The sequence below is a fragment of the Novosphingobium sp. genome, from assembly GCF_030696665.1.
Taxonomy (GTDB): Bacteria; Pseudomonadota; Alphaproteobacteria; order Sphingomonadales; family Sphingomonadaceae; genus Novosphingobium.
This window is the reverse complement of the sequence record NZ_JAUYRV010000044.1, coordinates 47,030-65,048: the sequence shown is the minus strand read 5'-3', so window position 1 is coordinate 65,048 and position 18,019 is coordinate 47,030. Positions and strand designations below refer to the sequence as shown.

The following is an 18,019-nucleotide window of genomic DNA, read 5'->3' as shown; positions in this document are numbered from 1 at the left end:
GACAGTTTATGTGTCAACACTGTCAGCCATATTGCCGAGTCCATAGCGGTGAAGCTTGGAGTAAAGGCTCTGGCGGCTGAGGCCGAGGATTTCCGCAGCTGAGGCGCGATTGTTCGAGGTATATTCGAGAGCAGCCTCGATGCACAGCCGCTCGATCAGGTCAGTCGACTCGCGCACTATATCGCGCAGAGACATGCGGCCGACCAGTTCGGTTAGCTGCTCAACCGATCGTGGTGCATCAGTCGAGACTGGAAGATCGCGCAAGCGGCGGCCGATCGGGCGGATCACGAAACCGTAGAACGGATGTTCTCCCGACGTGCGCACGGCAGAAAGTTCCACCGGCTCCCCTTCGAAACCGTCAGTTGCACCAACAACGGTGGCAACGTTGCGAGCGATATCGTGCTTGGTCAGCTGACCGTCGATCAAATCGAGATCGATGCCGGGGCGCCCGAGAAAATCGCCCAGCGGCCGGTCTCGCAACTGGTCGACACTGGCAGCCGAAACCAGTTCGACAAACGCGGCGTTCGCGGTCTGGATCTGCATGCGTTCGTCGGTCAGGACAAAAGCATCAGGCATGGCTTCGATAACCCGCAGAGTCGCACCTGAAGACTGCTCTGAACCGCCGGTCATGCTGGAAATGCGGATGAGCAGGTATTGCCCGCCACGTTCGCGGAAGCCGCTGGCCGACAGCATTACAGGGCCGCACCCATCACCCGGCTCCGCCGCAACCGGCTGCAGCGAGTTGCTGACAAGCGCCGAACCGAGATAGGCAATGAGGCTTTCGCGGGTCGGTTTGGAAAACAGTCCGGTAAGCTTGCCGCCCTGCAGAGTGCCTACGCGCACGCGGAACAGTACGTGCGCGGCGTGATTGGCCTCGCGGATGCGGAACGTGTCTGCGTCTATGATTAGAACAGGTTCGTCCGTCTGTTCGAACAGCATGCGATAACGCGCTTCAAGCTGACGCAGGCGCAGATAATCGCGTTCGAGCGATTGCTGCGCCTGAAGGACACGCTGCTGAAGCGCCGCCGCATCGCGCATGTCGCGCCCAAAAGCGATACTGCCTGCGCCCGGGCCGATGCTGACCACAACGAAGCGCACCGGCACTTCGCCATCGGCAGTGATCTGATTTACCTGACGCCAATGCTGGGTCACGCCCTTGCGGGCACTCGCCAGCATTTCCATGATTTTGGGCTTGCTTTCGATTGTGACGGTATCAAGCCAGTCACGGCCGATCCACAGGCTTGCCTCAGGAAATTCCTGAGGATTTGCCGTCAAATCGATGATCTTGCCAGCGTCGTCTATGATCAGCGCAATATCACCGGCGACCATTGCCAGCTTGGCCGCAGCGTTAGTGCCCAGAGCTTCAAAATGACGCTCCGGGCTGCCGAAGGGGATCTTCCCCTCGATACTGTTCTTGCGGCCTGACATTACCTGATCCGGCTACAAAAGAGGCAGGTGGAGACGGCCAGACTCCATGACCAGCTTCTCTGCTAGCGCCAAAACGGAACACGCGTCGACAGCAGTGCCATCGGCACCAACCGCTTCAACAATTCCGGGATTGGCATTCACCATGTATCCACCGATCAATACCTGAACCTTGGGCGCGCGAGAAACGCTGCGAATGGCAGAAATTAGGTCAGCCAAAATCGCGTTAGGACAATCACAACTTATGGTCAAGCCTATCAGATTGTAGTGCTTTTCTGCTATAATTTGCAGCAATTCCTTACGCTTAGGACTAATCAGCGCTTCCGTTTGCCAACCTGCACGCGCAAACACTTCTTCGATCATCAGAGTGCCGAGCACATGCTCATCCCCGGGCAGCGGCGAAAACAGCGCGGATCGACCGCCCTCACCACCTTGTAGAAGCGGAGGATGTCGCAGCGCTACTTGGCGCATCACCTCTTGCAGACGCCACAAACCCATTGTCACGTCGAGGAAATCGCACTCATCCTCTTCCCAATGCTGCCCAAGCCGCCTTGCCGATGCGGCGAGCAGGTCAACGAAGACCGACTCCACCGAAACGCCGCGATCAATGAATGCTTCGACTACATCGAGCAGTTCATCGGCTTCCAGCTCCAAAGGCAGCGATGCAAATTTTGCCGCATCAGCGGGGTCAACCGACAGAACGCCCAAAGCGCGACCGCGCGGCAGCGAATGGGAATGTGCCAGCAGAAGGCGTGGGATAATCTGGTCTTGGATCAGGCTGTTTACAGAATTCGGTCCAGCTCGTGGCCCTTCTCGGGCAGAAGCAGCGGGCCGAACAGCGCCACGTTGTGGGCGTGCGCCGCGAACCGGCCTTCGGGACGAACCTGCTCCGTAAACAGTAGCCATCTCAGACCCCTCCGGCCTGTTGGGGCGAAAATACACCCTTCCGCACCGTCGCGTTTTACCTTGCGACTCTGTTCGGGAACATAACCCTACTCCTGTAAATTGTTGCTGACAAACCCCCATCTGTCATTTTTATTTGTCGTCAAGATAGATTGACACTCCTGCAAAGTGAGGCGTAGTCTTCAAGCTTCAACGGCAAAGGTGATCGGCCGAATTATGCGAGGGGACGCAATCCATTTTGAAGCCACCGATCAAGCGATCGGCAGGCATACAGCGTCCGCAGCGCTCTACACGCCGGACGAGCGGTTACGCCGCGACTCGACGCGCTGGACATTGGTCCAGGGCCTGCTCGCCCCCTTTCAGTTCCTCGTCTTTCTTGTCAGCCTCGCGCTTGTGCTGCGCAGCCTGAGCACCGGGGACGGCGGCTTTGCTGCCGATGTCTCGGTCGTAATCAAGACTATCACGCTCTATGCGATCATGGTCACCGGCTCGATCTGGGAGAAGGTCGTTTTCGGTAAGTGGCTCTTCGCCCGGGCGTTCTTCTGGGAAGACGTCTTCTCGATGCTCGTCCTGGCGCTGCACACTGCCTATCTCGTGATGCTGTTCGGCAACTTCGGCAGCTTTGAACAGCGCATGCAGATCGCGCTTGCCGGCTATCTTGCCTACGTTGTCAACGCCACGCAGTTCTTGCTGAAGCTTCGCGCCGCCCGCCTTCAGGCCGAACGCGAAGGAGCGGGCGCATGATCGGCGAGATCACTCTGACCGCTCCCGAAGCCGGATGCGCCCCTTCCCGCCAGCCCGAAGTGCTGCGGGCCGGTGTCATCAGAGAGCGCGGCCAGCGTGAGGTGTTCTGCGGCCTGACCGGCATCATATGGCTGCACCGCAAGATGCAGGACGCCTTCTTCCTCGTAGTCGGTTCGCGCACCTGCGCACATCTGCTGCAGTCAGCGGCAGGCGTGATGATCTTTGCGGAACCGCGCTTTGCCACTGCGATCATCGAAGAGCGTGACCTTGCCGGGATGGCCGATTGCCAGGACGAACTTGACCGCATCGTTGACCGTCTGCTCACGCGCCGCCCAGAAATCCGCACACTCTTCCTCGTCGGCTCCTGCCCGTCAGAAGTGATCAAGCTGGACCTTGGCAAGGCCGCCCAGCGCCTAGACGTGAAGTTCTCGCCCTCCACCCGTATCCTCAACTATTCAGGCAGCGGGATCGAGACGACCTTTACCGAGGGCGAGGACGCCTGCCTTACCGCCATCGTCCCCGAAATGCCCGCTGCCAGTGCCAGCGATGCTGCAAACCTGCTGGTGGTTGGCGCGCTTCCCGATATCGTCGAAGACCAGTTCGGTCGGTTGTTTGCAGAAATCGGCATTTCCAATGTAGGCTATCTGCCAACCCGCCGCATGGCCGATCTGCCGCCCGTCGGCCCGAACACCCGCTTCCTGCTGGCCCAGCCGTTCCTGACCGAGACGACCGGCGCGCTGCAACGGCGAGGGGCCACGCGGCTCGACGCGCTGTTCCCGTTCGGCGCAGAAGGCACGACTGACTGGCTGCGCGCGGCAGCCGATGCGTTCGGCGTGGACCCCATGCACTTCAACCGCGTCGTTGCCCCGGGCCGCGAGCGGGCAAAGCGCGCCATCGCCCATCGCCGCGAACGGCTTGAAGGCAAGCGCATCACCTTCCTGCCGGATTCGCAGCTGGAACTGCCGCTCGCGCGCTTCCTTGCCACCGAACTTGGCATGATCCCGGTCGAAGTGGGCACGCCCTATCTCAACCGCGAACTCAACGCGCGCGAACTGGCGCTTCTGCCACAGGGCACACGGCTTAGCGAAGGGCAGGACGTTGATCTCCAGCTTGATCGCGTCCGGTTTGACCGGCCCGACCTGACTGTATGCGGCCTTGGCCTTGCCAATCCACTGGAGGCCGAAGGGCTTTCCACCAAATGGGCGATCGAACTGGTGTTCTCGCCCATCCACGGTTTCGAACAGGCGGGTGATCTCGCCGAACTTTTTGCTCGCCCGCTCCGTCGGCGCGACGTGTTGAGGGTATAGGACGATGCAGCTGGCGGTCTGGACATACGAAGGTCCGCCCCATGTCGGCGCGATGCGCGTGGCAACGGCGATGAACGGGCTGCACTATGTGCTTCACGCGCCGCAGGGCGATACTTATGCAGACCTGCTGTTCACCATGATTGAACGGCGCGGGAAACGCCCGCCGGTAACCTACACCACGTTTCAGGCACGCGATCTGGGCAAGGATACCGCCAGCATTTTTCAGAATGCCGCGCGCGATGCCTATGAAAGGTTCCAGCCTCAGGCTCTCCTGGTCGGAGCCTCCTGCACCGCCGAATTGATCCAGGACGATCCTGCCGGCCTTGCTGAAGCGCTGAACCTGCCCTGCCCCGTTATCCCGCTCGAACTGCCCAGCTATCAGCGCAAGGAAAACTGGGGTGCAGCCGAAACCTTCTATCGCGTGGTGCGCCAGCTGATCGACAAGGACGTGCGCCCTGCCGCTCGTGAAGGCCGCCGCCCGCTGGTCAACCTGCTTGGCCCTTGCGCCCTAGGGTTTCGTCACCGCGACGATGTGGCCGAAGTGCGCAAACTGCTCGGCACGCTGGGCATCGACGTCAATTGCGTTGCCCCACTTGGTGCTGCCCCGGACGATATCCGCACGCTGGGCCGTGCCGATTTCAACATCGTGCTCTACCCCGAAATAGGCGGTGAAGCTGCGCGCTGGCTTCAGCAGGCACTTGGCCAGCCTGCCATCCGCACCGTGCCAATCGGTGTAAGCGCGACTGCAGAATTCATCGAGGAAGTGTCCGCGCTCGCTGGTGTCGATCCGACAACCGCCCTCGCCGATGAAGCGTCGCGCATGCCGTGGTGGAGCCGTTCGGTCGACTCCACCTACCTGACCGGCAAGCGCGTTTTCATCTTCGGCGATGCCACCCACGCCATTGCCGCTGCGCGCATTGCGCATGAGGAGCTCGGCTTCGAGATCTGCGGCCTGGGTTGCTATAACCGTGAATTCGCGCGCGAAATGCGCGATGCGGCCAAACTCTACAATGTCGAGCCGTTGATCACCGACGATCACCTGCTGGTTGAAGACGCCATCCTTAATGCCGCACCCGAACTGGTGCTGGGCACACAGATGGAACGTCACATTGCCAAGCGTTTCGGCATTCCCTGCGCCGTCATTTCCTCGCCGGTTCATGTGCAGGATTTCCCGGCGCGTCACAGTCCGCAAATGGGCTTTGAAGGCGCGAACGTGATCTTCGACACTTGGATTCATCCACTGGTGATGGGTCTGGAGGAGCATCTGCTGACGATGTTCCGCGATGACTTCGAATTCTCGGACACCGCTGGCCCATCGCATCTCCACGGCAAATCGCACCCCGCCGCGCCGGAAGCTGCACGACAGCCCGCGCTTCATGCAGATCTTCAATCCGATGTGACGTTGGCTGAACTGCCCGTTGCCGAAGCCGGCAGCTGGACTGCCGAGGCGGAGCGGGAGCTGAAGAAAATTCCGTTCTTCGTGCGCGGCAAGGCCCGCCGAAACACTGAAGCTTACGCGACCGCGCAAGGCCGCAACGTGATCGATCTCGTCACCCTCTACGACGCAAAGGCGCATTATGCCCGGTAGTCATCCCCCCAAAGTTCGCGTCGCGATCGTGACGCTGGACAATCACCTCAAGGGCGCGGTGGAGCGAGCGAACGCGCAACTGGCAGAAGCGAACATCGCGCTCACACTGCACGCGGCAACTGACTGGGACCGTGCCGGTGGATCACTCGAACATGCCAAGGCCGCAATTGCCGAAGCGAACATCGTGATCGTCTCGATGCTGTTTCTTGATGACCATATCCGCATGATGCTGCCCACGCTCGAAGCGCGCCGTGAAAGCTGTGACGCAATGGTCTGCCTGATGTCGGCAGGCGAAGTGGTGAAGCTTACGCGCATGGGCGGATATCGCATGGACGCCCCGGCCAAAGGTCCGCTGGCGATGCTGAAAAAGCTGCGTGGATCTGGCAAACCGGGCGCAAGTACCGGTGCAGGGCAGATGCGCATGTTGCGTCGGCTTCCCAAGATCCTGCGCTTCATTCCCGGCACCGCGCAGGACGTGCGCGCCTATTTTCTCACGCTGCAATACTGGCTTTCCGGCTCTGACGACAATGTCGTCGCGATGGTCCGCTCGCTGATCGACCGTTATGCTGCGGGCGACCGCTTGACGCGCCGGGGCATGACCAGCGCAGCATCGCCGCGCGAATATCCGGAAGTCGGGGTGTATCATCCGCGCACCGATCAGAAGCTTTCGGAAAGCCTGAAGCTGCTGCCGACGAAAGTGGGCGCTAACGGCACAGTGGGCCTGCTGCTGCTGCGCTCATACCTCATCAGCAAGGATGCGGGCCACTACGATGGCATGATCGCGGCGCTGGAAGCGGCAGGACTGCGCGTGATCCCCGGCTTTGCCAATGGTCTCGATTCGCGCCCGGTGATCGAAAAATTCTTCCTCAAGGACGGAAAGCCCACGGTTGATGCGGTAATTTCGCTGACCGGTTTCTCGCTCGTCGGCGGCCCGGCGTACAACGATGCCAAGGCCGCGGAGGAAATTCTAACAAAGCTCGACGTGCCCTATATCGCGGCCCATCCGCTGGAATTCCAGACGCTTGAGCAGTGGGGCGCAGGGCGTCAGGGGCTGCTGCCGATCGAATCCACGATCATGGTGTCGATCCCCGAACTCGACGGATCGATCCTGCCCACGGTGTTCGGCGGACGGTCTGACGGGCTGGGCGTGGCCTGCACCGGCTGCGCGCGGGCCTGTGTGTTTGAACGCGAAGGCGCGGTAAACGCCATGCGCGCCTGCCCGGAACGGGCCGAAGCGCTGACGGCAAAGGTGGTCAAGCTGATCGTCATGCGCCGGGCAGAGCGCGCAAGCCGCAAGCTGGCCATCACTATCTTCAACTTCCCGCCCAATGCCGGAGCCACCGGGTCCGCTGCGTTCCTTGCAGTGTTTGAATCACTTCACGCAACGCTCGTGCGCCTTGCTGGCGAAGGGTACAGCGTCGATGTGCCGACGAGCGTCGATGCTCTGCGTGAAACGATCCTCAAAGGCAACGCCGAGCGTTTCGGGGCAGATGCCAATGTCGCCGCGCGCATCGGTTGCGACGAGCACGTCCGCCGCGAGCCGCATCTGGCTGAGATCGAAGCGCAATGGGGTCCAGCGCCCGGCAAGATCCAGAGCGATGGCTCGCACATTCAGGTGCTTGGCGCGACATTCGGCAACGTGTTCATCGGCGTCCAGCCTGCGTTCGGGTATGAAGGCGATCCGATGCGCCTGTTGTTCGACGGCGATTTTGCCCCCACCCATGCCTTTGCTGCTTACTACCGCTGGGTGCGCGAAGATTTTGGCGCACACGCGGTGCTGCATTTCGGCACGCACGGCGCGCTGGAATACATGCCGGGCAAACAGGTTGGCCTCACCGGCAAATGCTGGCCAGAACGTCTGCTGGGCGATCTGCCCAACTTCTACCTGTTCGCATCGAACAACCCTTCCGAAGGCATCCTTGCCAAGCGCCGTTCGGGCGCCACGATGCTCAGCTACCTCACCCCGCCGCTCTCACGCGCCGGGCTGTATCGCGGCTTTGCCGATCTCAAGACCAGCGTGGAACGCTGGCGGTCGTCCACCGACGAAGCTGAGCAGGCGCAGCTTGAAGTGCTGATCCGCGATGAATGCGCCGCGCTCGACATCGAAGTGCGCGACATCGCCAGCCTCGGCGCGGATCTCTACGAGCTTGAACGCACACTTATCCCGCACGGACTGCACGTCCTTGGCGCACGGCTCGAAGGTGCGGAGCGGGCCGACATGATCGAGGCACTGGCAACCGCCGACCCTGCCGCAGGCACCGATGCGCTCGAAGCAGCACTCGATAGCTGCGACGAACTTGGCGCAGTGATCCGCGCGCTGGATGGCTGCTACATCGCGCCAGCGCCGGGTGGTGATGTCATCGCCAATCCGCAAGTCCTGCCCACCGGCCGCAACATCCACGGTTTCGATCCCTTCCGCCTGCCCAGCCGCTTTGCCTGCGAGCAGGGACGCGATCAGGCTGAACGCCTGCTGGCCCGGCATGCCGAAGCCGGACAGCCCTGCCCTGAAAGCCTGGCGATGGTGCTTTGGGGCACCGACAACATGAAAAGCGAAGGCTCGCAAATCGCTCAGGTTCTGACCCTGCTGGGCGCGAGGCCCCGCATGGACAGCTATGGCCGTCTTGCCGGAGCGGAACTGATCCCGCTGGCTGAACTTGGCCGCCCGCGCATCGACGTGGTGGTCACGCTCTCTGGCATCTTCCGCGATCTGCTCCCGCTGCAAACGCGCATGCTGGCCGAAGCCGCGCTGCTGGCCGCCACGGCGGACGAGCCGCTTGAGATGAACTTCGTGCGCAAGCACAGCCTCGCCCATCAGGCAGAACACAATTGCGACATGGAAACAGCCGCGCTGCGCGTGTTCTCCAACGCTGAAGGAGCCTATGGCGCGAACGTCAACCAGCTGATCGACGGCGGTGTCTGGGCCGATCCAGATGAACTCGCCAATGCCTTCGAAACGCGCAAAGGCTATGCTTATGGCGTGCGCGGTGTGCCCGTGGCGCAGCGCGATTTGCTGCGCAGCGCACTGCGCAGCGTGGACCTCGTCTACCAGAACCTCGAAAGCGTCGAGACGGGCATTACCGACCTCGATCAGTACGTCGACAGCCTTGGCGGTGTCAGCCGCGCGATCACCCGCGCAAAGGGCACAGAAGCACCTGTCTACATCGTCGATGCAACGCAGGGCACAGCAAAAGTGCGCACGCTGGCAGAACAGATCAATCTGGAAACGCGCACACGCACGCTCAATCCAAAGTGGTTTGAAGGCATGCTCAAGCACGGCTTCGAAGGCGTGCGCAACATTGAACAGCACGTAACCAACACCGTGGGCTGGTCGGCCACCACCGGGCAGGTGGCGCCGTGGGTCTACCAGCAGATCAGCGAAACCTTTGTGCTCGATCCTGCGATGCGCGAGCGTCTCTCGCAGCTCAACCCCACCAGTTCGGCCCGCGTTGCCGGTCGTCTGCTCGAAGCCTGCGAACGTCGGCTGTGGGAACCGGACGACGAAACGCTCGAAGCCCTGCGTATGGCCAGCGACGAACTGGAAGACCGCCTCGAAGGCGTCTTCTTCGGCGGCAGCGCATCCAACATCACTACCGCCATTGCGGCGGAATAGGAGAATACCATGAACCTGCTCGACCCAAGGGCGCGCTTCAGCAAGCCGGATGACGATGGATCGGTGCAAGTCGAGCTTGACCCCCGCGACGAGATCAAGGGCGCGAAAGTGTTCGCGGTCTACGGCAAGGGCGGCATCGGCAAATCGACCACTTCGTCGAACCTGTCTGCAGCCTTCTCCAAGTTGGGCCACCGCGTGCTGCAGATCGGCTGCGATCCCAAGCACGATTCGACCTTCACCCTCACCAAGAAGCTGATCCCCACCGTGATTGACGTCCTTGAAGGCGTGGAATTCCACGCCGAGGAACTGCGGCCTGAGGATTACATGTTCGAAGGCTACAACGGCGTGATGTGCGTTGAAGCAGGCGGCCCACCAGCAGGCACCGGCTGCGGCGGTTATGTCGTCGGGCAGACGGTCAAACTGCTCAAGCAGAATCACCTGCTGGAAGACACCGATGTAGTGATCTTCGACGTGCTGGGCGATGTGGTGTGCGGCGGCTTTGCTGCGCCCCTGCAACATGCCGAGCGCGCCGTGGTCGTAGCAGCGAATGACTTCGATTCCATCTTCGCAATGAACCGCATCGTCGCCGCCATCGGCGCCAAGGCCAAGAACTACAACGTGCGCCTCGCCGGCGTGATCGCCAATCGCTCAAAGGCCACTGACGAGATCGACCGCTTCAGCGCCGCCATCGGCATGAAGCGCCTCGCCCACTTCCAGGATCTCGATGCGATCCGCCGCAGCCGCCTGAAAAAATGCACGCTGTTCGAAATGGAGCCGACGCCCGAGGTGATCGGCGCGCAGCTTGAATACCTCCGCCTTGCGCAACTCTTGTGGGACGGCGTCGATCCGGTCGAAGCCAAGCCCATGAAGGACCGCGATATCTTCGACTTCCTGGGGTTCGAATGATGGCTACGCTGCCCACTCCCAACCGCTACGACGATCAGCGCGAAAAGCTCGCCCAGTACTTCGACGGCACCGCGCGCAAGGCGTGGATCGACCTTACCTCTACCACGAAGGTCAGCGGCATCCGCGCCACGGTCCGTGCCGGTCGTGATGCGATGCGCGCGCAATTGCTTGGCTGGCTACCCGAAGACCTGCGCCGCCGCGATCTGCTTGATGCGGGTTGCGGCACCGGCAGTCTCAGCGTCGAGGCTGCCTGCCGTGGCGCGGTCGTTACCGCCATCGATGTGGCGCAAGGATTGGTCGACATCGCCCGCGAACGCGCACCGTCCTATCTTGGACATGGCCGCATCGATTGGCGCGTGGGCGATATGCTCGATCCGGCGCTCGGCAGCTTCGATCACGTCGTCGCGATGGATTCGCTGATCCATTACACCCTGCCCGATATGGTCTGGGCGCTCTCGGCGCTGACCGGCCGCTGCACCGGCTCGATCCTGTTCACCTTCGCGCCTTACACACCGCTGCTCGGCGCGATGAACAACGTCGGCAAACTCTTCCCCCGTTCTGACCGTTCGCCCGCCATCGTGCCGATTGCCGAGAGCGAACTGCGCGCCGCGCTTTCCGGGTTCGATGGCTGGGAAGTCCGCCGCAGTGGCCGCATTTCCAGCGGCTTCTACAAATCGCATGGCATGGAACTGGTGAAGCGCTGATGCAGCAACGGCAGGCCTTCTCTGCAAAATGGAGCCGGGTGGCGATCACCTGGTTGCCCTTTGCCGATGCGGCCAGCGCGCAAGTTCCGCTGTCGCGCCTGCTGCGCCTTTCGCTGTTTCAGGTCAGCGTCGGGATGATGATGGTGCTGCTGAACGGCACTCTTAACCGCGTGATGATCGTCGAGCTTGGCATTCCGGCGTGGCTGGTTGCGCTGATGATCGCCATTCCGCTGCTGGCCGCACCGTTCCGCGCGCTGATCGGCCACCGCTCAGATACGCACCGTTCGGTGCTGGGCTGGCGGCGTGTGCCGTTCATCTGGTTCGGCACACTGATGCAGTTCGGTGGCCTTGCCATCATGCCCTTCGCGCTCCTGCTGATGTCAGACCCGGCTCTGTTCGGCATCGGCGTCACCGCCAGCGCTCTGGCTTTCCTGCTCGCAGGTTTCGGCATGCACACCACGCAAACCGCAGGCTTGGCGTTGGCCGGGGATCTGACCGACGAAGAGCATCGCCCGCGCGCGGTTTCACTACTCTATCTGGCGCTGCTGACCGGGATGATGCTGTCCTCGCTGGTGATCGGCGGGCTGCTGGTCAATTTCACACCCACCCGGCTTGTGCAGGTCATTCAAGGCGCAGCGGTGCTCACATTCGTGCTGAACCTTTTCGCGTTGTGGAAGCAGGAAGCACGCAGCGCCGCAACCGCTTCGGCTGATACGTTCCGCCCCGCTTTTTCCGAGGTTTGGCAGTCCTTTGCCGCGCAACCCGTCACTATGCGCCTGCTTGCGGCTGTGGGCCTCGGCGCAACGGCTTTCGCCATGCAGGACGCGCTGCTCGAACCCTATGGCGGCGAGATTCTCGGCCTTTCGGTCGGCGCCACGACTGGCCTTACTGGCGCATGGGCGCTGGGCGCACTGGCGGCGTTCACCTTGTCCGCACGCTGGCTCGGGCGCGGGACAGACAGTCTGCGCATCGCGGGGTACGGCGTGGTTGTTGGCATAGCAGCTTTCATGCTGGTAATCTTCGCCGCCCCGCTTGGCAGCCCGGTGGCGCTCGGCATTGGCGCCATGTTGATCGGCGCAGGCGCGGGCCTTTTCCTCGTCGGCACCCTGACCACCGCAATGGCGCTCTCTAACAGCCAGACCGCAGGCCTTGCACTTGGCGCATGGGGCGCGGTGCAGACGACGTTTGCTGGCTTGGCCATCGCAATTGGCGGTGTGTTGCGCGATGTCGTCTCATCGCTCGCCGTTGCAGACGGGTTGGGCCACACGCTCGCCCATCGCAGCACCGGCTATGCGACCATCTATATCATCGAAATCTGCCTCCTGCTCGCCACGCTCATCGTGCTTGGCCCGTTGGTGGGCCAGACCCCGGCCGCCGCCCGGGACACCGGCAGTAACATTGGCGGCAATCGCTTCGGCCTGACGGAGTTTCCCACATGAAACCGGGCTACAAATTCGCGGGAAGGATACGCACATGAACAGTGGCAATATCGTCGGCACAATTGATGCTGCACAGATCGCAATGATCACCTTCATCGGCTTCTTCATTGCGCTCGTCTTCTGGCTGCGCCGCGAAGACCGCCGCGAGGGCTACCCGCTGGAAGATGCGATGACCGGGCGCCTCAGCCCCGAAGGCGGTCCGCTTTCCGCCGCCGCGCCCAAGACCTTTATCCTGCCTTTCGGCAAGGGCAAAGTCACCGTCCCCAACACCAACCGCGATCCCTTCGAGATCAATGCCAAGCGTCGCGAAAACTTTGGCGGTGCTCCCTTTACACCCGAAGGTGACGTATTCGCTGCAGGCGTTGGCCCAGGCTCTTACGCAGATCGCGCCAAGTGGGCAGATATCGATGCGCACGGCAATCCTCGCATCGTGCCAATGGGCCTCGTGCCGGAAATCACCGTCGCCACGGCCAGCACCGATCCGCGTGGGCTTCCAGTCTATGGTGCCGATAATCTGAAGGCCGGCGTTGTCACCGATTTGTGGGTCGATCGGGCCGAGCACATGGTCCGCTATCTCGCGGTCGATACCGGCGGCAAAACCGTACTCGCCCCGATGGCAATGGCCGTGGTGCGCAAGAACGCGGTGATCATCAGCGCGATCAACGCCGCCGATTTCGCAGGTGCGCCGTTCCCGGCCAATCCCGGTGAGATCACTCGCTATGAAGAAGAGCGGACCGTCGCCTACTTCGGCACTGGCTATCTCTATGCCAACGCTGATCGTCTGGAGCCACTGGTGTGACCGAATACGACCACGAACCAATCCGCGGCCTTCCGGGCGATCTTCCTGCAGGGGAACACATCCTGTGGCAGGGTTCGCCCGAATGGCAGACCTTCGCCCGCAGCGCGCTGCACAACCGTTGGGTCATCGCCTACTTTGCCGCACTGGCGCTGCTCGGCTTGGCGAGCGACATGATGTTTGCCGCAGGCGCAGCCGTTGTTGGCGGGGCAATCACGCTGGGGCTGCTGACGCTCTTCGCAGTGCTGGTGGCGCGGACCACGGTTTATACCATCACCAACCGCCGCGTCGTGCTGCGCATCGGCATTGCCCTTAACAAGTGCATCAACCTTCCGCTTGCGCTGATCGGGTCGGCAGAATTGCGCCAGCTTCAGGCGGGCCACGGTGAAATCGCGCTGGTCCTGAGCGGGTCTCACCGCCTCGGTGTCGCCACGATCTGGCCGCATGCCCGGCCTTGGCACCTGTCAAAGCCGCAGCCGATGATGCGCGCCCTGCCCGATGCCGCAGTCGTTGCCGCCATTCTTGCCAGCGCCTGCGCGGCGGTCGTCCCGAACGAGGCTGTCGTGCCGCAGCGCGCGGCAAAGCCTGTCCCCGTGCGCAGCCACGGCCTGCAGGGAGCCGCAGCATGAGTATTGCCCACGATCACGAGAACACCGTTCCGCGCCCCGCACTGGTGCTGGCAGGCGCGCTCGTTGCCACCACGCTTGCGCTCACCGCGCTGGTTCAGGTTGGCGTGCTAAACCGCGAGGCGGTCCCGTCGATCGAACGTGCAAAGGCAGGCGTCGAAGCTGTTGAGGTTCGTCACCTGTCGTTTGAAGATCGCGCCGACGGCGCTGTCGTCGTCAAGGACGCAGACAGCGCCGAAACACTTGCCGTGCTGCTGGGCGAAAACGATGGCGGTGGTTTCGTGCGTGGTGTCATGCGCGGGCTGGCCCGTGAGCGCAGAATGAACGGCATCGGGCACGAAGCTCCGTTCGAACTCGCGCTGTGGCGCAACGGTTCGCTCTCGCTGGTTGATACGGCAACGGGTCGTTCGGTGGAAATCGGCTCGTTCGGCCCGGACAACCGCGCCGCCTTTGCCAAGTTCCTGAAGTTCAAACCTGCGGGAAATGCCGAATGATGGCCGCGCGCGCCTTCGATATCCCCTGCCGCATTGCGGTGGAGCAGAGCGAGGCGCATTTCCACGCGCATGTCGAACTGGCAGGCGAAGTGGTGATCCACCCTGGTGATCGGGTGCGCGTCCACGGCGATCCCATCCGCGTTGCGTTTGGTGAAAGCGCCGTGATCGAGCGTATGGCTACCATAGTCCGCGCAGGCCCGCTGCTGCGAGGCTGGACGCGGCTGGTGGCCTATCTCGGTCTGACCGAACTCTATGAAGTCAGCTTCAATCCTGGGAGCCTGAAATGAACGCGCATGTCGTTATCGCCCCGCCGTCCGATTATGCCGCCCCTGCTCCGGTGAAGCCTGATGTTCACGCGATGGTCAGCCACGAAACCGTGCTCAGCCCGCGCTTCTACACCACCGATTTCGCTGCGCTGGATTCGATCGACGTCTCGCTCGTCCGCAAGGAATGGGACGCCTTGATCGCTGAAATGGTCAGCGATCCCAACAAACTGCATTTCAAGCGCGAAGGCAGCTTTGCCGGGATCATTGAAGGCCTTGAACCCGAACTGCGTGCTGAATTCACCGATTTCCTCGTCAGTTCGCTGACGTCCGAATTTTCGGGCTGCATCCTCTATGCAGAAATGGCGAAGCGGACGAAGAACCCGGACATGAAGCAGCTGTTCAAGCTGCTCGCCCGCGATGAAAGCCGCCATGCCGGCTTCATCAACGAAGCGCTGAAGGACGCCGGCATCGGCATCGATCTCGGCTTCCTGACCAAGGCCAAGAAGTACCACTACTTCAAACCGAAGTTCATTTTCTACTCGGTCTATCTTTCGGAAAAGATCGGATACGCGCGCTACATCGCGATCTATCGCCAGCTTGCCGCCCATCCCGAACTGCGCTTCCACCCGATCTTCAACTGGTTTGAATCGTGGTGCAACGATGAGTTCCGCCACGGCGAGGCCTTCGCCCTGCTGCTGCGCGCCGATCCCAAGCTGCTTTCCGGCATCAACAAGCTGTGGGTCCGCTTCTTCCTGCTCGCGGTCTATTCCACCATGTATGTGCGCGATCATGCGCGCCCGGTATTTCACAAGGCACTGGGGCTTGATCCCAAGACCTATGATTACAACGTCTTCTCGATCTGCACCGCGATCAGCCGTCAGGTCTTCCCGGTGGAACTGGATACCGATGATCCACGCTTCCGCCGCGCGATGGACCGCCTGCTGGTGGCCAGCCAGAAGATTGAGGCTGGCAAGCAGCAGGGTGGCCTTTCCGGCGCTCTACGGCGCGCTTCGGGCACGGTGGGAGCGGCTTTCAACTTCGCGCGGATGTATCTGCTGCGTCCACGTGCCAACGAACTGCCTGCCACGGTGCGGATGCAGCCCGCATGGTAAGCTGGACCGGCCATGTCCTGCCGGTCGTCGCCACGATCGCGGTCTGGTTCCTGGCAACCGGCCTGATCGCTTGGGCGGACAACCGCGAACGGCGCACTTTCCCGCTCAGCCTGATGCTGGCCGGATTGGCAGGCGTTGGTGGACTGGTCATGGTCGCACTTACAATGAAATCGGCCACCCTGTGGAGCGTCTATGCCTCTTTCGCCGGGGCCATCCTGATCTGGTCTTGGCATGAGATCACGTTCCTCACCGGCGCAATCACCGGCCCCCGCCGCGAACCCTGCCCGCCTAACGCACGTGGCCTTGAACGCTTCTTCCACGCTGTAAGCGCCATTGCCTGGCACGAGATCGCTCTGGCACTCAGCGCACTGGGCCTGATATCGCTAAGCTGGGATGCACCAAACCAGCTCGGCGCGATGACGTTTACGCTGCTGCTGGTCATGCGGCTCTCCACCAAAATTGTGATCTTCTTCGGCGTGCCCAACATGAACACCGAGATTTTCCCGCCGCATCTTGCCTACCTGAAGACCTATTTCGGCCCACGCCGCATGGGCATCGAACTTTTTCTTGCGATTGCAGCCACTTCAGGCCTCGCATTGTGGCTCGGTTTGATCGCGCTCAATGCGCCAGAGGGCAGCGCCAGTGCAGCAGGTGCCAGCCTGCTCTTCGCGCTCGCCGCACTGGGGGCACTCGAACACCTGTTTCTTGCCCTGCCGATTCGCGACGGGGCACTGTGGGGCTGGGCCTTGCCTTCGCGACGTCCAGCAAATTGAATTCGCATAACGTACTCCAACGAGAACATACGAAGAGGACCGACGACATGGATTACGAAGCATACTTCCAGGGGGAACTGGACGCGGTCCGGGACGAAGGACGCTATCGGATCTTTACCGAGATCGAGCGGCGCTGCGGCAAGTTCCCGCACGCCACGCGCTATGTCGATGACCGGACCGAGCAGGTCACCGTGTGGTGCTCGAACGATTACCTCGGCATGGGCCAGCATCCGACCGTGCTTGATGCTATGCACAAGACGCTCGACGAATGCGGCGCTGGCGCAGGCGGCACGCGCAACATTTCTGGCACCAACCACCACCACGTCCTGCTCGAACAGGAACTGGCCGACCTTCACGGCAAGGAATCCGCGCTGCTGTTCACCAGCGGTTACGTGTCAAACTGGGCGGGCCTTGGGACTTTGTGCGCCAAGATCCCTGACTGCGTGGTGTTTTCAGACGCGCTGAACCATGCGTCGATGATCGAAGGCATCCGCCACTCGCGCGCCACTTGTCGCGTGTGGCGTCATAACGATGTCGAGCACCTCGACCAACTCCTTTCGGAATACGGTCCCGATGTTCCCAAGCTGGTGGCGTTCGAAAGCGTCTATTCGATGGACGGCGATATCGGCCCCATCGCCGAAATCCTCGACGTTTGTGAAAAGCACGGCGCGATGAGCTACATCGACGAAGTCCACGCGGTCGGCCTCTATGGTCCGCGCGGCGGCGGTGTGGCCGAGCGTGAAGGCCTGATGGACCGGATCACCGTGATCGAAGGTACGCTCGGCAAGGCCTTTGGCGTGATGGGCGGATACATCGCTGCTTCGGCGGCACTGTGTGATTTCATCCGCACGTTTGCCAGCGGGTTCATCTTCACCACCGCGCTTCCGCCAGCGCTGGCTGCTGGTGCAACTGCCAGCATCAAGCACTTGAAGGCGAGCGAAATGGAACGCGCCCGCCACAAGGAGCGCGTGGCCACCGTGCGCCGCCGTCTTGACGCAATGGGCATTCCCCACCTCCACAACCCCAGCCACATCATCCCGGTGATGGTGGGCGATCCGCACAAGTGCAAACGCATCAGCGACTGGTTGATGGACAACCACGGCATCTATGTGCAGCCGATCAATTATCCCACCGTACCGCGTGGGACGGAACGCCTGCGCATCACGCCTTCGCCGGTCCACAGCGATGCTGATGTGGACAAGCTGATCGAGGCGTTGAGCGACATCTGGTCGCAGTGCGAACTGGCGCGGCGCTCCGCTGCCGCCTGATTACCAAGGCATAACAGAAAAGGCGCGAACCGCTCGGTTCGCGCCTTTTTTCGTGTGC

16 protein-coding genes are annotated in these 18,019 nt (G+C 61.8%); 14 read left to right on the top strand and 2 right to left on the bottom strand.

What is annotated here, in order from left to right:
* Positions 1–6: 6 nt before the first annotated feature.
* Both ppsR and Q8R81_RS12675 read right to left on the bottom strand, forming a co-directional pair.
* A complete protein-coding gene (ppsR, locus tag Q8R81_RS12680; protein ID WP_305618357.1) occupies positions 7–1,428 on the bottom strand; it encodes a transcriptional regulator PpsR in 1,422 nt (473 codons plus the stop codon).
* 12 nt (positions 1,429–1,440) lie between these two features.
* On the bottom strand, positions 1,441–2,133 hold the full coding sequence (locus Q8R81_RS12675) for a B12-binding domain-containing protein (protein ID WP_305618355.1): 693 nt from the start codon (positions 2,131–2,133) through the stop codon (positions 1,441–1,443).
* Positions 2,134–2,544: 411 nt separating this feature from the next.
* On the opposite strand from Q8R81_RS12675, the gene bchF reads away from it, so the two are divergent.
* From bchF to hemA, 14 genes are all read left to right on the top strand, one after another.
* The gene (bchF, locus tag Q8R81_RS12670; protein ID WP_305618406.1) at positions 2,545–3,072 is read left to right on the top strand and encodes a 2-vinyl bacteriochlorophyllide hydratase; all 528 of its coding nucleotides are present in this window, start codon (positions 2,545–2,547) and stop codon (positions 3,070–3,072) included.
* Positions 3,069–4,379: a ferredoxin:protochlorophyllide reductase (ATP-dependent) subunit N gene (locus Q8R81_RS12665; RefSeq protein ID WP_305618353.1), complete on the top strand. Its 1,311-nt coding sequence runs from the start codon at positions 3,069–3,071 to the stop codon at positions 4,377–4,379. Before bchF ends, Q8R81_RS12665 begins: the two co-directional genes overlap by 4 nt.
* Positions 4,380–4,383: 4 nt before the next feature.
* Positions 4,384–5,967 carry a ferredoxin:protochlorophyllide reductase (ATP-dependent) subunit B gene (gene bchB, locus Q8R81_RS12660; protein ID WP_305618351.1) on the top strand — a complete coding sequence of 528 codons (1,584 nt, stop codon included), beginning with the start codon at positions 4,384–4,386 and terminating at the stop codon, positions 5,965–5,967.
* Positions 5,957–9,577, top strand: coding sequence for a magnesium chelatase subunit H (locus tag Q8R81_RS12655; RefSeq protein ID WP_305618350.1), 3,621 nt, complete (start codon positions 5,957–5,959; stop codon positions 9,575–9,577). The genes bchB and Q8R81_RS12655 overlap by 11 nt, the downstream gene beginning before the upstream one ends.
* Before the next feature lie 9 nt (positions 9,578–9,586).
* On the top strand, positions 9,587–10,483 hold the full coding sequence (bchL, locus tag Q8R81_RS12650) for a ferredoxin:protochlorophyllide reductase (ATP-dependent) iron-sulfur ATP-binding protein (protein WP_305618349.1): 897 nt from the start codon (positions 9,587–9,589) through the stop codon (positions 10,481–10,483).
* Positions 10,483–11,187, top strand: a complete 705-nt coding sequence (bchM, locus tag Q8R81_RS12645; RefSeq protein ID WP_305618347.1) for a magnesium protoporphyrin IX methyltransferase — start codon at positions 10,483–10,485, stop codon at positions 11,185–11,187. Before bchL ends, bchM begins: the two co-directional genes overlap by 1 nt.
* Positions 11,187–12,626: a BCD family MFS transporter gene (locus tag Q8R81_RS12640; RefSeq protein WP_305618345.1), complete on the top strand. Its 1,440-nt coding sequence runs from the start codon at positions 11,187–11,189 to the stop codon at positions 12,624–12,626. The genes bchM and Q8R81_RS12640 overlap by 1 nt, the downstream gene beginning before the upstream one ends.
* A 34-nt stretch (positions 12,627–12,660) precedes the next feature.
* The gene (gene puhA, locus Q8R81_RS12635; protein WP_305618343.1) at positions 12,661–13,425 is read left to right on the top strand and encodes a photosynthetic reaction center subunit H; all 765 of its coding nucleotides are present in this window, start codon (positions 12,661–12,663) and stop codon (positions 13,423–13,425) included.
* Positions 13,422–14,051 carry a photosynthetic complex putative assembly protein PuhB gene (puhB, locus tag Q8R81_RS12630; RefSeq protein WP_305618341.1) on the top strand — a complete coding sequence of 210 codons (630 nt, stop codon included), beginning with the start codon at positions 13,422–13,424 and terminating at the stop codon, positions 14,049–14,051. Before puhA ends, puhB begins: the two co-directional genes overlap by 4 nt.
* Positions 14,048–14,542, top strand: coding sequence for a photosynthetic complex assembly protein PuhC (gene puhC / locus Q8R81_RS12625; protein ID WP_305618339.1), 495 nt, complete (start codon positions 14,048–14,050; stop codon positions 14,540–14,542). The genes puhB and puhC overlap by 4 nt, the downstream gene beginning before the upstream one ends.
* On the top strand, positions 14,539–14,829 hold the full coding sequence (locus Q8R81_RS12620; protein WP_305618337.1) for a hypothetical protein: 291 nt from the start codon (positions 14,539–14,541) through the stop codon (positions 14,827–14,829). Before puhC ends, Q8R81_RS12620 begins: the two co-directional genes overlap by 4 nt.
* 71 nt (positions 14,830–14,900) lie before the next feature.
* On the top strand, positions 14,901–15,920 hold the full coding sequence (acsF, locus tag Q8R81_RS12615; protein WP_305618404.1) for a magnesium-protoporphyrin IX monomethyl ester (oxidative) cyclase: 1,020 nt from the start codon (positions 14,901–14,903) through the stop codon (positions 15,918–15,920).
* Positions 15,914–16,693, top strand: coding sequence for a putative photosynthetic complex assembly protein PuhE (puhE, locus tag Q8R81_RS12610; protein WP_305618335.1), 780 nt, complete (start codon positions 15,914–15,916; stop codon positions 16,691–16,693). The genes acsF and puhE overlap by 7 nt, the downstream gene beginning before the upstream one ends.
* 47 nt (positions 16,694–16,740) lie before the next feature.
* On the top strand, positions 16,741–17,961 hold the full coding sequence (gene hemA, locus Q8R81_RS12605; protein ID WP_305618333.1) for a 5-aminolevulinate synthase: 1,221 nt from the start codon (positions 16,741–16,743) through the stop codon (positions 17,959–17,961).
* The last annotated feature ends 58 nt before the right edge of the window (positions 17,962–18,019 follow it).

Coding starts and splice junctions, on each gene's coding strand:
- ppsR (WP_305618357.1), bottom strand. CDS start 1,428: ATGTCAGGCCGCAAGAACAGTATCGAGGGGAAGATCCCCTTCGGCAGC.
- bchF (WP_305618406.1), top strand. CDS start 2,545: ATGCGAGGGGACGCAATCCATTTTGAAGCCACCGATCAAGCGATCGGC.
- Q8R81_RS12665 (WP_305618353.1), top strand. CDS start 3,069: ATGATCGGCGAGATCACTCTGACCGCTCCCGAAGCCGGATGCGCCCCT.
- bchB (WP_305618351.1), top strand. CDS start 4,384: ATGCAGCTGGCGGTCTGGACATACGAAGGTCCGCCCCATGTCGGCGCG.
- Q8R81_RS12655 (WP_305618350.1), top strand. CDS start 5,957: ATGCCCGGTAGTCATCCCCCCAAAGTTCGCGTCGCGATCGTGACGCTG.
- bchL (WP_305618349.1), top strand. CDS start 9,587: ATGAACCTGCTCGACCCAAGGGCGCGCTTCAGCAAGCCGGATGACGAT.
- bchM (WP_305618347.1), top strand. CDS start 10,483: ATGGCTACGCTGCCCACTCCCAACCGCTACGACGATCAGCGCGAAAAG.
- Q8R81_RS12640 (WP_305618345.1), top strand. CDS start 11,187: ATGCAGCAACGGCAGGCCTTCTCTGCAAAATGGAGCCGGGTGGCGATC.
- puhA (WP_305618343.1), top strand. CDS start 12,661: ATGAACAGTGGCAATATCGTCGGCACAATTGATGCTGCACAGATCGCA.
- puhC (WP_305618339.1), top strand. CDS start 14,048: ATGAGTATTGCCCACGATCACGAGAACACCGTTCCGCGCCCCGCACTG.
- Q8R81_RS12620 (WP_305618337.1), top strand. CDS start 14,539: ATGATGGCCGCGCGCGCCTTCGATATCCCCTGCCGCATTGCGGTGGAG.
- acsF (WP_305618404.1), top strand. CDS start 14,901: ATGGTCAGCCACGAAACCGTGCTCAGCCCGCGCTTCTACACCACCGAT.
- puhE (WP_305618335.1), top strand. CDS start 15,914: ATGGTAAGCTGGACCGGCCATGTCCTGCCGGTCGTCGCCACGATCGCG.
- hemA (WP_305618333.1), top strand. CDS start 16,741: ATGGATTACGAAGCATACTTCCAGGGGGAACTGGACGCGGTCCGGGAC.